The 12,512-nt window shown below is 74.1% G+C and carries 11 protein-coding genes and 1 pseudogene; 2 read left to right on the plus strand and 10 right to left on the minus strand.

Annotated features, from left to right (window positions below; translation table 11 throughout):
- Window positions 1-96: 96 nt before the first annotated feature.
- The gene (locus D9753_RS17380; RefSeq protein ID WP_121787836.1) at window positions 97-642 is read right to left on the minus strand and encodes a bacterial proteasome activator family protein; all 546 of its coding nucleotides are present in this window, start codon (window positions 640-642) and stop codon (window positions 97-99) included.
- A 174-nt stretch (window positions 643-816) separates the two neighbouring features.
- Here D9753_RS17380 and D9753_RS17385 point away from each other — a divergent pair, with 174 nt between their 5' ends.
- The gene (locus D9753_RS17385) at window positions 817-1,617 is read left to right on the plus strand and encodes a hypothetical protein (protein WP_121787837.1); all 801 of its coding nucleotides are present in this window, start codon (window positions 817-819) and stop codon (window positions 1,615-1,617) included.
- A 66-nt stretch (window positions 1,618-1,683) separates the two neighbouring features.
- On the opposite strand, the gene D9753_RS17390 is transcribed toward D9753_RS17385, so the two are convergent.
- The 7 genes and pseudogenes from D9753_RS17390 to pdhA all read right to left on the minus strand — a co-directional run bounded on the left by D9753_RS17390 (window position 1,684) and on the right by pdhA (window position 9,698).
- Entirely contained in the window at window positions 1,684-2,664 is a 981-nt protein-coding gene (locus D9753_RS17390; RefSeq protein ID WP_121787838.1) for an NAD(P)H-quinone oxidoreductase, read from the minus strand.
- Window positions 2,665-2,693: 29 nt separating this feature from the next.
- Window positions 2,694-3,564 (minus strand): annotated as a pseudogene (locus tag D9753_RS17395) (NAD-binding protein).
- Window positions 3,561-4,967 carry a molybdopterin molybdotransferase MoeA gene (locus D9753_RS17400; RefSeq protein ID WP_121787839.1) on the minus strand — a complete coding sequence of 469 codons (1,407 nt, stop codon included), beginning with the start codon at window positions 4,965-4,967 and terminating at the stop codon, window positions 3,561-3,563. The pseudogene D9753_RS17395 and the gene D9753_RS17400 overlap by 4 nt, the downstream one beginning before the upstream one ends.
- A complete protein-coding gene (locus D9753_RS17405) occupies window positions 4,964-5,875 on the minus strand; it encodes an NTP transferase domain-containing protein (protein WP_121787840.1) in 912 nt (303 codons plus the stop codon). The genes D9753_RS17400 and D9753_RS17405 overlap by 4 nt, the downstream gene beginning before the upstream one ends.
- 183 nt (window positions 5,876-6,058) lie before the next feature.
- Window positions 6,059-7,525, minus strand: coding sequence for a dihydrolipoamide acetyltransferase family protein (locus D9753_RS17410; RefSeq protein WP_121787841.1), 1,467 nt, complete (start codon window positions 7,523-7,525; stop codon window positions 6,059-6,061).
- Window positions 7,525-8,529: an alpha-ketoacid dehydrogenase subunit beta gene (locus tag D9753_RS17415; protein ID WP_121787842.1), complete on the minus strand. Its 1,005-nt coding sequence runs from the start codon at window positions 8,527-8,529 to the stop codon at window positions 7,525-7,527. Before D9753_RS17415 ends, D9753_RS17410 begins: the two co-directional genes overlap by 1 nt.
- A complete protein-coding gene (pdhA, locus tag D9753_RS17420; RefSeq protein WP_121787843.1) occupies window positions 8,526-9,698 on the minus strand; it encodes a pyruvate dehydrogenase (acetyl-transferring) E1 component subunit alpha in 1,173 nt (390 codons plus the stop codon). Before pdhA ends, D9753_RS17415 begins: the two co-directional genes overlap by 4 nt.
- 175 nt (window positions 9,699-9,873) lie before the next feature.
- Between pdhA and D9753_RS17425 the strand changes: the two genes are divergently transcribed.
- Window positions 9,874-10,371, plus strand: coding sequence for an Lrp/AsnC family transcriptional regulator (locus D9753_RS17425; RefSeq protein ID WP_394346717.1), 498 nt, complete (start codon window positions 9,874-9,876; stop codon window positions 10,369-10,371).
- 2 nt (window positions 10,372-10,373) lie between these two features.
- Here D9753_RS17425 and D9753_RS17430 read toward each other — a convergent pair whose 3' ends face one another.
- Together D9753_RS17430 and D9753_RS17435 are read right to left on the minus strand one after the other, a co-directional pair.
- Complete coding sequence (locus tag D9753_RS17430; RefSeq protein WP_121787845.1) at window positions 10,374-10,961, minus strand: TetR/AcrR family transcriptional regulator; 588 nt, start codon at window positions 10,959-10,961, stop codon at window positions 10,374-10,376.
- Window positions 10,958-12,472 carry a 3-hydroxyacyl-CoA dehydrogenase gene (locus D9753_RS17435; protein ID WP_121787846.1) on the minus strand — a complete coding sequence of 505 codons (1,515 nt, stop codon included), beginning with the start codon at window positions 12,470-12,472 and terminating at the stop codon, window positions 10,958-10,960. Before D9753_RS17435 ends, D9753_RS17430 begins: the two co-directional genes overlap by 4 nt.
- Window positions 12,473-12,512: the final 40 nt, after the last annotated feature.

Consider the following 12,512-nt stretch of genomic DNA (forward strand, 5'->3'; position numbering starts at 1 on the left):
GGCGCGGTGAGGCCGCACCGGACACAGAGAGGGCCCGGCGGGTGTCCGCCGGGCCCTTCGGATGTCATGACCTCGTGACCGGGCCGGGTGGGCCGCCTACAGGTACGGCCCGCCCGTGTGGGCGCCGCCGCGGTGGTCGTCACCCAGCCCGTCAGGACCGGACACGCCCGGCGGGAGAGCGCGGCGCATCTGCTCAAGCTGGGCCCGCGCGGCCATCTGCTGGGCGAACAGCGTCGTCTGGATCCCGTGGAAGAGACCCTCCAGCCAGCCCACGAGCTGCGCCTGCGCGATCCGCAGTTCCGCGTCGCTCGGGGTCACCTCGTCGGTGAACGGCAGCGAGAGCCGTTCCAGTTCCTCGACCAGCTCGGGGGCCAAGCCGTCCTCCAGCTCCTTCACGGAGCTGGCGTGGATCTCCCGCAGGCGCACCCGGCTGGCCTCGTCGAGGGGAGCCGCGCGCACCTCCTCCAGGAGCTGCTTGATCATGCTGCCGATCCGCATCACCTTGGCCGGCTGTTCCACCATCTCCGTCACCGGGGTCTCGCGGGACTCCTCGTCCCCGCCGCCACCGAGCGCCATCCCGTCCTGCCCCACGACGAGGATCTGGGGATTCTCCGGCGACCGTTCGTTCCTCGGCATCTCCATGCCGCCATTGTCTCGCACACCGCCACCTCATCACCGTGGTGCCCCCTGTGTGGCCACTCCACCGTTTTAGACCCGTCGGCGCAATCCGACGTGCCACGCCGATCGCCGGATGTGAGGCTTGTCCCCGTCGGGTTTCCATCGGTCACGGCACCTGGGCTCCGGGAGGTCACCGACGTGACTCCATGCCTGCGACTGGCGCTCCGCTGCGTCCGGCTGCTGCTCCTCCTCCTCACGGCGGCGGCTCTGCCGGCGTACGGCGTCACCGTCGCCGTCGTCTACGGCGCCCCGCCCGCCCACGGCGCCGAGCGGGACCCCGTCCACCCGTCCGCTCCGGGGCACCGGGAGCAGCGGGAGCCGGCGCTGCCGGGCGCCGTGCCACCGGGCCCCGGGCGGCCGGGCCGGAACGAGCCCGACGGCGGCGGCCCGGGACACGACCGGCCGGGAAGCGACCGGCCGGAACACGGCCTCCCCGGTACCGCCGCCCTCTCCACCCTCGGTCCCGTGCACGGCGTGCGCGAGCAGGATCGGCCCGCCGACGATCCACCGGCCGCCGCCGTCCCCATGCCGTCCGACTCGGCGTCGGCGTCGGTCCGCCCCTCGGTCTCCGCCCGTCTCACCGCCGAGCCGTCGCGGGCGGGCAGCCGGGCCGGTGAGGGGCGGATACGCCCCGGACGGCCGGACGGGCCCGCCGCCGAGGTGGAGGGCGACGAGGACCCCGACACCGAGGCCGCGCAGGCGCAGGAGCCGGAGACGGCGGACGTGCCGCGCGGTACGCAGGCGGCCTCACCGCCGCCCGAGGAAGCCGGGCTCGACCCCGCCAGGCCTCCGCTGCGGCCCGCGGCCCAGCAGGCGGTCCAGCAGGGTGAGGGCCCCACGGAGCCGGTCCTGCAAATCCTTCCCCTGGGCACGGGGCTGGTCCTCATCGGCCTGGGCCTGGCCCTGGCCCTCCTGGGCCTGAGACTCCGCAGAACCTGACCCCGGGGCCCCTGCGTTCCCCGGCCCGGGTCGGACCCCGCACGACCCGTCCGCCTGCCGCTTCCGTCACGGCGCCACCAGGAGCACCTTGCCGATGTGGCCGCTGGCCTCCACCAGGTGGTGCGCCTCGGAAGCCCGCGGCATCGGCACTTCACGGTCGACGACCGGGCGGACGTGGCCGTCGGCGAGCAGCGGCCACACGTGCTCGCGTACGGCGGCGACGATCGTCGCCTTCTCCTCCAGCGGGCGGGCGCGCAGCGAGGTCGCGCTGACCGCGCCACGCTTGGCGAGGAGCGCGCCGATGTTCAGCTCGCCCTTGGTGCCGCCCTGCATACCGATGATGGCGAGGCGGCCGTTGACGGCGAGGGCCTGGACGTTGCGGTCCAGGTACTTGGCGCCCATGTTGTCGAGGATGACGTCGGCACCGGCGCCGTCGGTGGCTTCCTTGATCTCGGCGACGAAGTCCCGCTCGCGGTAGTTGATGAGCACGTCGGCGCCCAGCTCGGCGCAGAAGTCCAGCTTCTCCTTCGTGCCGGCGGTGACCGCGACCCTGGCACCGAATGCCTTGGCGAGCTGGATCGCCATGGTGCCGATCCCGCTGGAGCCGCCGTGCACCAGCAGCGTCTCGCCGGGGCGCAGATGGGCGACCATGAACACGTTGGACCAGACCGTGCAGGTCACCTCGGGCAGCGCCGCGGCCTGCTTGAGGTCGACGCCCTGGGGGACGGGCAGGAGCTGCCCGGCCGGTACGGCGACCTTCTCGGCGTAACCGCCGCCGGCGAGCAGCGCGCACACCTCGTCGCCGACGGACCAGCCGGACACCCCGGGGCCGAGGGCGGCGATCCGGCCGGAGCACTCCAGGCCGGGATGAGCGGATGCGCCGGGCGGCGGGTCGTAGAAGCCCTGACGTTGCATGATGTCGGCACGGTTGACGGCGCTGGCCACCACCTCGACCAGCACCTCGCCCTCCCCGGGCACCGGTTCGGGGACCTCGTCCCACACCAGAGCCTCGGGACCACCAGGTTCGGGAATCGTGATCGCATGCATGCGGGTGACGCTACCCCCCGCGGGCCCCGTCACCCGTGTGGGAGGGGGCGGGTGTCCGGTGTGGTCCGGGCACCGGGCGTGACACGGACGATCGCGATGAGCCGGTCCGTCAGTTGGAGGGTGCCGAGCGACGGATCGTCGTAGCCGAGCACGCGGTGTCCGCGGACGACGCTGACCACGAGGTCGTCCGTCTCGCGGGGCGCCCTGCCCACCTCGGCGCGGACGACCGGCCGTTCGACGATGTCCAGCCCGCTGCCCTGCTGGATCAGGTCCTCCATCACCATGCCGGCGGCGGGACTGAGCACGGAGAGCCCCAGCAGCCGGCCGGCCGCGCTGGCGCTGGTGATGACCGCGTCCGCTCCGGACTGCTTGAGCAGCGGGGCGTTCTCCTCCTCGCGCACGGCGGCCACGATCTTGGCGCCGCGGTTGAGCTGGCGGGCGGTCAGCGTGACGAGGACGGAGGTGTCGTCGCGCTGCGGGGCGATGATGATCTGCCGGGCCCGGTGCGCCTCGGCCCGTCTGAGCACGTCACTGCGGGTGGCGTCGCCCATGACGCCGGCGTAGCCCTCGGCGGTGGCCGCGTCGACCGCCTTGGCGCTGGGTGAGCGGGGCGCTGTCGCTGACCTGGGTGATGTCGCCGTATCCGGTGGTGGAGAGGGTGACGGTCGCGTAGTAGAACGCGTCGGGCAGATCCACCGAGCCGTCGGAGTTGTCGCGGTAGCCGTCCCGGTCGGCGTAGACGACGAACGCGGTGACGACCAGCACCAGCAGGGCCATGAACAGCCGCTCGACGGCCTGGCGGACGGGCCGCTCCACCACTTTCCTCGGGAGTTTCACCCGATGGGTCACCAGATACTCGTCCGCCTGACGGGCGATCGCGTCGCGGCCCGGAAGTTTCACGTGAAACACACACCGATCCCGGCGGTCGCCCACGGCAGGTCCAGCAGCTCCGTCTCCTCGCCCTGCCGGGCCCCGCCCGGCGGTACGACGGCCAGCGCGTCGGCCGCGGCGATGCCACGGAGCATGGCGGGGCCGTTGTAGTGCAGCGGCACGGCATGGTCACCGCGCAGCACCACGGGGACGAGCCGGGTGTCGTACGGATGCCCCTGCACCGCCTCCCGCAGCGGCAGCGTGTACGGCTCGGGGGCGGGCCGGGCGGCGAGGGTCCGCAGCAGCGGCTCGGCGAGCGTGAGCAGCCCGGAAACGGCCGCGAGCGGGTTGCCGGGCAGTCCGACGAGGTGCTGGTCCTCCTTGGTGCGGGCCAGCAGCATGGGGTGACCGGGGCGCACCTTGACGCCGTCGACGAGGAGTTCGGCGCCGATGCGTTCCAGGACCGGATGGACGTGGTCGACGGGTCCGGCCGCGGTGCCGCCCGTGGTGACGACGAGGTCGGCGCCGGAGCCGGTGATCGCCTTGCGGAGCGCCCGGGCGTCGTCGCCGAGCCGGCGTACGGCGACGACCTCGGCGCCGAGCGCCCGCAGCCAGGGCGGCAGCATGGGGCCGAGCGCGTCCCGGATCAGCCCGTCGTGGGGGAGTCCCCCGGTCAGCAGCTCGTCACCCAGGACGAGGACCTCGGCGCGCGGGCGGGGCACGGTGGTGACCGTGTCGTATCCGGCCGCCGCGGCCAGGCCCAGGACGGCCGGGGTGACCAGGGTGCCGACGGGCAGCAGTTGGTCCCCGGTGCGGCACTCCTGGCCGCGGGGGCGGATGTCCTGGCCGTGGAGCATGTCGCGGGTGGCGTGGAGGCGGCCCTTGGCGTCCGTACGGCCGTGCTCGGCGCGCAGGACGGCGGTGGTGTCGGCGGGGATGCGGGCACCGGTGGCGATCGGGACCGCCTCCCCGTCGGTCAGCGGGTCGGGTTGCGCATGCCCGGCGAGCACGCCCTCGGCCCGTACCTGCCAAGGACCGGGGCCGGCGACCGCCCAGCCGTCCATCGCGGAGGTGTCGAAGGAGGGCAGGTCGGTGAGCGCGTCGAGGGGGGCGGCCAGGACCAGTCCCAGGGCGTCACCGAGCGGGACGGAGACGGGGGTGCGGCGGGCACCGGCGGGGACGGCCGCCGAGCCCTTCGCGGCAGCAGGGCGCGCGGCGCGGGCGGCGATCTCACGGGCGCGGGGCCAGTCCGTGGCCCTGTGCCGCTCGGCGGGCCGCACGCCGGACGGCTGCGGAGCCGGAGCGCTCACATGGCCCGTGCTGTCGTCCCCGGCTTCCGGGGGGGCTTCCCTCACGAGGGCCAGGGCCTCCTCGACGTCGAGGTCGTCGCTCTCCTCGGCGGATGCCTGGGCCCGGGTACCGGGGGCGGTCATCCGGCGTCCGGGGCACTCGGGCCCCCGCTGTTCTCTTCCGTGCCGCCGTCGCTCTCCTCCGCCCATCGCAGGGCCAGCGCGGCGGCCTTGCGGGCGGCCTCCGCGACGGCCTCGGGGCCGCCCCGGCCCTGGGCCGCGGCATAACCGACGAGGAACGTGGTCAGCGGGGCGGCGGGCCGGGCCACGCCGTGCGCGGCGTCACGGGCCAGGTCGAGCAGGGCGCCGGTGTCGACGTCCAGGTCGATGCCCAGCTCGTCCTTGACTGCGGAGATCCATTCATCCAACACGTGCCCATGCTCCCTGATGCGTGCCCTGGCATGGGTGATGTCGTCCCAGGTGTCGCAGTCGAAGGACGCCTGCGTGTCCGGGACGCGGGTGAGGCGGAGGGCGCCCGTCAGCCGGCGCAGGGGCAACCCGGAGAGGCCGTCGGGCGTGGCGGCGAGGGCGGTCAGCTCGCGTTGGAGCGCGGCGGTGCGGTAGGCGGCCACGAGCGGCTGCTCACGGCCGTCGGCGTCGGTGAGCAGCGCGCCGTCGGCTCCGGTGTCCCGAAGGACGGTCAACAGCCGCCGCACCGTGCTCTGCTGGAGGAACGGCAGGTCGGCGGAGAGGACGACGGTGTGCGCGGCGGCGGTGAGTCGCAGGCCGGCCTCCAGCGCGGCGACCGGTCCACCGCCGGGCGGCTCCTCGCACGCCCAGCGCACCGGCCGGGCCGTGGGGCGGGGCGCGGCCACCACGACGGTCGTCCGGGCGCCCGCACAGGCAGCGAGCACCCGGTCGAGGAGCGTACGGCCGCCGACCCGGAGTCCGGGCTTGTCGGCCCCGCCGAGCCGCCGGGCGGCGCCGCCGGCCAGCACGACGGCGTCGTACGGCGCGGACGTCCCGGGGGCGGCGGGGGCGGTGTCGGTCACCGTCCGAGTATGTCCTGCCGGCCTGCCCTGCCGGTGTGGGCGTACGTCACACCATGCGTGTACTCACCTTTCGCAGGGTGCGCTCACCCCTCCGGCAGGGTGCGCTCACGTCCCCCGGGAGGGTGCGCTCAGGTCCCCGGCAGGTGTTCCCCCGTCTCCGGCAGGCGCGCCCCCGGGGCGCGCTCACAGGGTGCGCAGCAGCACCGCCGGCTGTTCCACGCAGTCCGCCACGTACCGCAGGAAGCCGCCCGCCGTGCCGCCGTCGCATACCCGGTGGTCGAAGGTGAGCGAGAGCTGCACCACCTGGCGGACGGCCAGCTCGCCCTCGTGCACCCACGGTTTGGCGACGATGCGGCCGACGCCGAGCATGGCCGCCTCGGGGTGGTTGATGATCGGGGTGGATCCGTCGACACCGAACACCCCGTAGTTGTTCAGCGTGAACGTGCCGCCGGTGAGTTCCCCGGGCGTGAGCCTCCCCGCGCGGGCCGCTTCGGTGAGGCGGGCGAACTCGGCGGTCAGCGACTCGGCGTCACGCGCGTGGGCGTCCCGGACGACCGGTACGACCAGTCCGCGTTCGGTCTGGGCGGCGAACCCGAGGTGGACCCGGTCGAGCCGGACGACCTCGCGGGCGTCGGCGTCGACGAAGGAGTTCAGCTCGGGGAACCGGGCCAGGGCGGCCGTGCTGATGCGGGCGAGCAGGGCGAGGAGGGAGATCTTCGGCCCCCCGGCCGCGTTGACCGCCGCGCGGGCGCGCAGCAGTTCGGACGCGTCGGCGTCGACCCAGCAGGTCGCGTCCGGGATCTCCCGGCGGCTGCGGGAGAGCTTGTCCGCGACGGCACCGCGCACTCCCTTGAGCGGGACACGGACCGCGCCCCCGGCCGGGGCCGCGACGGGCGTGCTTACGGCCGTCTCCCCGGCCGCCGGTGCCTGCGCCGCCCTGGCCCGCAGCACGTCCTCGACGTCCGCGCGCAGGATGAGCCCGTCGGGCCCCGATCCGGCCAGCTGTCGCAGGTCCACACCATTGTCACGGGCGAGCCGGCGCACGAGGGGCGAGATCACGGGGACCGGTCCGTCGGCGGACTCGGGGGCCGGTGCCGGTGCGGGGGCTTGTGGCGGTGCCGGCGGGGAGGCCGGTGCCGCTGCCGTTGCGGTCACGCGCGCGCGGGCGCCCGTCGGGGCGTTCCCGTGCACTGCGGCCTGCCCATTGTCGGCACTCTGCCCAGGACCGATGCCCTGCCCGGGACCGGCACCCTGGCCGGGGCCTGCTCCCTGACCGTGCCCGGCCGCCGTACCGGCCGTCGCCGTACCGGCCGTCGCCGTCCTGACCCGGCGCCGCCGGGCCGCCGGTGCCTGGGTGCCGTAGCCGACCAGGACGTTGCCGGAGCCCTCGGGTTCCGCCGTCGGTTCGCCCACGGCCACCGTCAGCAGCGGGGCGCCGACGGGCAGTTCGGCACCCTCCTCACCGAAGCGGGCGGTGACCACGCCACCGTAGGGGCAGGGCACCTCGACCATCGCCTTGGCCGTCTCGACCTCGACCACCGGCTGGTCGACGGCGACCACGTCACCGACCTGGACCAGCCAGCGGACGATCTCCGCCTCGGTGAGCCCCTCGCCGAGATCCGGCAGCTTGAATTCCAGCACCTGGGCCATCAGCCCTCGGCCTCCCATTGCAGCCGGGCCACGGCGTCCAGGATGCGGTCGACGCCGGGCAGATGGTGCCGCTCCAGCATGGGCGGCGGATACGGGATGTCGAACCCGGCCACGCGCAGCACCGGCGCCTCCAGGTGGTGGAAGCAGCGCTCGGTGATCCGGGCCGCGATCTCCCCGCCCGGCCCGCCGAACCCGGTGGCCTCGTGCACGACGACCGCGCGTCCGGTGCGCCGGACGGCCGCGCAGACCGTCTCGTCGTCGAACGGCACCAGGGAGCGCAGGTCGACGACCTCCAGCTCCCAGCCCTCGGCCCGGGCGGCCTCGGCGGCCTCCAGGCAGACCGGGAGCGAGGGGCCGTAGGTGATGAGCGTGGCGGTGCGGCCGGCCCGCCGGACCACGGCCCGGCCGATGGGCTCGACGTCCATGGGGTGCTCGGGATTCCAGGCGTCCTTGGACCAGTACAGCCGCTTGGGCTCCAGGAAGACGACCGGGTCGTCGGAGGCGATGGCCCGGCGCAGCAGTCCGTAGGCGTCGGCGACGGTCGCGGGCGTGACGACGTGCAGGCCCGGGGTCGCCATGTAGTAGGCCTCGGAGGAGTCGCTGTGGTGCTCGACGCCGCCGATGCCGCCGCCGTACGGGACGCGGACCGTGATCGGCAGGGGCAACCTGCCGCGGGTGCGGTTGCGCATCCGGGAGACATGGCTGATCAGTTGCTCGAACGCCGGGTAGGCGAAGGCGTCGAACTGCATCTCCACCACGGGCCGCAGGCCGTACATGGCCATGCCGACGGCGGTGCCGAGGATGCCGGCCTCCGCGAGCGGGGTGTCGGTGCAGCGGTCCTCGCCGAACTCCTTGGCGAGCCCGTCGGTGACCCGGAAGACGCCGCCGAGGGTGCCGACGTCCTCGCCCATGACATGCACGGCCGGGTCGGCGGCCATCGCGTCGCGCATCGCGCGCGTGAGGGCCTGCGCCATGGTGGCGGGCTTGACGGCCACGGTGGTCATCGGGCGCCGCCTTCCCGTGCGCCGTGCTCGCCGTGCCCGCCGTGCTGCTCCTGCTCGGCCTCCAGCTCGGCCCGCAGCAGGGCGCGTTGCTCCCGAAGCTGCGCGGTGCTCTCGGCGTAGACGTGGTCGAAGAGGTCCATGGGCTGTAGTTCGGGGTCCCGGTTCATGCGTTCCCGCAGGTCGGCGGCCATCGTCTCGGCGTCCTGCCGGGCGGTCTCGATCCCGCTCCCGTCGAGCAGCCCGCGCGTGGTCAGTTCACGCTCCAGCAACTGGACCGGGTCGTGCGCGCGCCAGGCCTCGACCTCGGCGTCGCCGCGGTAGCGGGTGGCGTCGTCGGCGTTGGTGTGGGCGTCGATGCGGTACGTCACCGCCTCCACCAGGGTCGGGCCGCCGCCCGCGCGCGCGTGCCGTACGGCGTCGCTGAGGACCTCGTGCACGGCCGCGGCGTCGTTGCCGTCGACCAGCCGGCCCGGCATGCCGTACCCGACAGCCTTGTGGGCCAGGGAGGGCGCGGCGGTCTGCTTGGCGAGCGGGACCGAGATGGCGAAGCCGTTGTTCTGCACCAGGAAGACGACCGGTGCCTGCCAGACCGCGGCGAAGTTCATCGCCTCGTGGAAGTCGCCCTCGCTGGTGCCGCCGTCGCCGACCATGGCGAGCGCGACCACGTCGTCGCCCTTGAGACGGGCGGCGTGGGCGAGGCCGACGGCGTGCGGCAACTGGGTGGCGAGCGGGGTGCTGAGCGGGGCCACCCGGTGGGCGTGGGGGTCGTAGCCGTTGTGCCAGTCGCCGCGCAGCAGGCTGAGCACCTCGACGGGGTCCACGCCGCGGGCGACGACGGCGAGCGTGTCGCGGTAGCTCGGGAAGAGCCAGTCGCGCTCCTCCAGGGCCAGCGCGGCGGCGATCTCGCAGGCCTCCTGGCCGGTGGTGGACGGGTAGACGGCGAGCCGGCCCTGCTTGGTCAGCGCGGTGGCCTGCGCGTTGTAGCGCCGCCCGCGCACCAACTGGGTGTACAGCCGGCGCAGCAGGTCCGGGTCGGCCTTGCCGGCCGCCTCGGTGCCGAGGACGCGGTAGGGCTCGGCGTCGGGCAGCAGCGGCGCGGGGTCCATACGGGGCTGCCAGGCGGGTGGCGGCGAAGGCCGGTACGCGCCCCGCTGCTCCAGAACCGTCATGACGGCACCTCCTCGTGGGAGCGGCTACGGGAGACGTGTCGGCTGTGACCCGCCTCACCAACCGATTGTTCGGTCGTGGGCGCATTTTGGCTACAGGCACCACCAGGCTGTGGACAAACGGTTCTGCACAGCCTGCAATGAACGCAGGACGTCCACGGTGAGGGAGCGGGGGGACATGGGACCTGAACAAATGGCCGACGGGCCTCAGGACGGTGGCCTGCTGCCGCCCCGTCCACTGGACGCCATCGACCAGGACATCCTGAAGATCCTCCAGGCTGACGGCCGGGCCTCGATACGGTCCGTCGCCGAACGCGTCCACGTCTCGCGTGCCAACGCCTACGCCCGCATCAACCGGCTCGTCGAGGACGGGGTCATCCGGGGCTTCAGCGCGCGCGTGGACCACGAGCGCGCGGGCCACGGCACATCGGCCTACATCACCCTGAAGATCGTCCAGAACTCCTGGCGCACGGTCCGCGAGCAGCTCAGACTGCTGCCCGGCGCCTCCCACATCGCGCTGGTCGGCGGTGACTTCGATGTGCTGCTGCTGGTGCACACACCCGACAACAAGGCGCTGCGCGAGCTGGTGCTCACCCGGCTCCAGGCGATCCCCGAGGTGCTCAGCACCCGCACGCTGCTGGTCTTCGAGGAGGAGGACCTGGAGCCGGACGGCTGAGGTCAGCCCCGGCGCAGCCCCGAGAACACCAGCCGGACGACGGCGTCGGACACGTCGCGGGCGCTCGCGCCCCTCGGGTCCGGCCGGTACCACTCCACGATCGAGTTGATCATCCCGAAGACCAGCCGGGTGGCGAGGCGGACCTCCACGTCGCCGCCCACGTCCCCCTCGGCGGTGGCCGCCTTGAGCAGCTCGGCGACCCGGTGGTCGAAGTCGCGGCGGCGCTCCAGCGCCCACCGCTCGGTGGCGGTGTTGCCGCGCACGCGCAGCAGCAGCGTCACATAGGGCAGCTCGGCTATGAGCACCTCGACCATGCGGCGCACGACGTGTTCCAGCCGGTCGGCGGGGCGCCCCACGCGCGCGTGCTCCTCCTCCAGGATGGCGAACAGGCCGTCCAGGGCACGGCTGACGGCGCGGCGCAGCAGTTCCTCCTTGCCGCTGACGTGGTGGTAGATCGACGACTTGGAGATCCCGGCCGCCTTGGAGAGGTGTTCCATGGAGGTGCCGTCGTAGCCGCGCTCGTTGAAGACGCGGACGGCTACGGCGAGCAGTGTCTCGGGGGTGTACGTGTCGCGCCTGGCCGTGGTCATGAGGTGCCCTCCCGCTTGTCGGTGGCATACACGTGGCGGTACAGCGCGAGGGAGGGCGCATACCGTCCGGAGGGGTCGCGGTCGTGCATCTCGCGCAGGAGGCCGAAGGCGAAGCCGGAGCCGAGCCTGCGGTCCCACTCGAAGGGCCCGAGCGGGTAGTTGACGCCCAGGCGCATCGCGGTGTCGATGTCCTCCTCGGTGGCCACGCCCTTGGCGACGGCGTCGTGGGCGAGGTCGATGATCCGGGCGACCGTGCGGGCGACGATCATGCCGGGCACGTCGCCGATGACGCTGACCTCCTTGCCGAGCGCCTGGAACAGGCCGGTGGCCTCGGCGAGGGCCCGCGGCGAGGTGTCCTCGGAGGAGGAGAGGGCGATGCGGGTGGCCGTGCGGTAGTCCAGGGCGAGGTCGAAGTGGACGACGTCCCGGAACTCGGCGGAGGTCCGGCCGTCGGCGAGGACCAGCCGGCCGCCGCCGGGGAGCACCAGGCGGGTGCCGCCGTACGCGTCCTCCGCGCGGATCTCGATGCCCGCCTCGCGGATCAGCTCGATCAGCCCGGCCGCCGGGCCCAGGCCGCCCTCGACGACGACGTGGGCGGGCGGCTGCTCCTTGCCGGCGGTGTGCGGCCGGGGCCGCTCGGCGCCCTCGGTGTGGTCGTACCAGCCGTGCCCGCTCTTGCGGCCGAGCCGGCCGGACTCCACCAGCCGGCGCTGGGCCAGGGAGGGGGTGAAGCGCGCGTCCTGGAAGAACGACTGCCACACCGAGTGTGTGACGGACTCGTTGACGTCCTGGCCGATGAGGTCGGTCAGCTCGAACGCGCCCATCCGGAACCCGCCGCACTCGCGCAGGACCGCGTCGACGGTCGCGGGGTCGGCGGCCCGGGCCTCGTGCACCGCGAACGCCTCGGCGTAGAACGGCCGGGCGATGCGGTTGACGATGAAGCCCGGGGTGTCCGCGCAGGCCACCGGGGTCTTGCCCCAGGCGCGGGCGGTCTCGTACGCGCGCGTGGCCGACCCGGCGTGGGTGGCGAACCCGGAGACCACCTCGACCAGCGGCAGCAGCGGCGCCGGATTGAAGAAGTGCAGGCCGACGAAACGTCCGGGGTGGCGCAGGGCGCCGCCGACGGCCGTCACCGACAGCGAGGAGGTGTTGGTGGCGAGCAGGCAGTCCTCGGCGACGATGTCCTCCAGCTCGCCGAAGAGCCGCTGTTTGACGTCGAGCCGCTCCACGACGGCCTCCACGACGAGCGCGCAGTCGGCCAGCTCCGTGAGGCTGTCCGCGGGCTGCAGGCGGGCACGGGCCGCGTCCCGGCCCGCGTCGGTGAGCCGGCCCTTGGCCACCAGCCGGTCGAGGCGTGCGCCGATCGCGTCGGCCGCGTCCCGGGCACGCCCGGGGACGGCGTCGTACAACCGCACGGGGTGGCCGGCGACCAGCGCGACCTGGGCGATTCCCTGGCCCATGGTGCCGGTGCCGACGACGGCCACGGGGCTGCTGAGGTCGAGTGCTGTCATGTGCGCGATCCTCCCGCACGGGGTTTTCCACAGATGCGGC

Origin of the sequence: Streptomyces dangxiongensis (genome assembly GCF_003675325.1) — a bacterium.
GTDB classification, from domain to species: domain Bacteria; phylum Actinomycetota; class Actinomycetes; order Streptomycetales; family Streptomycetaceae; genus Streptomyces; species Streptomyces dangxiongensis.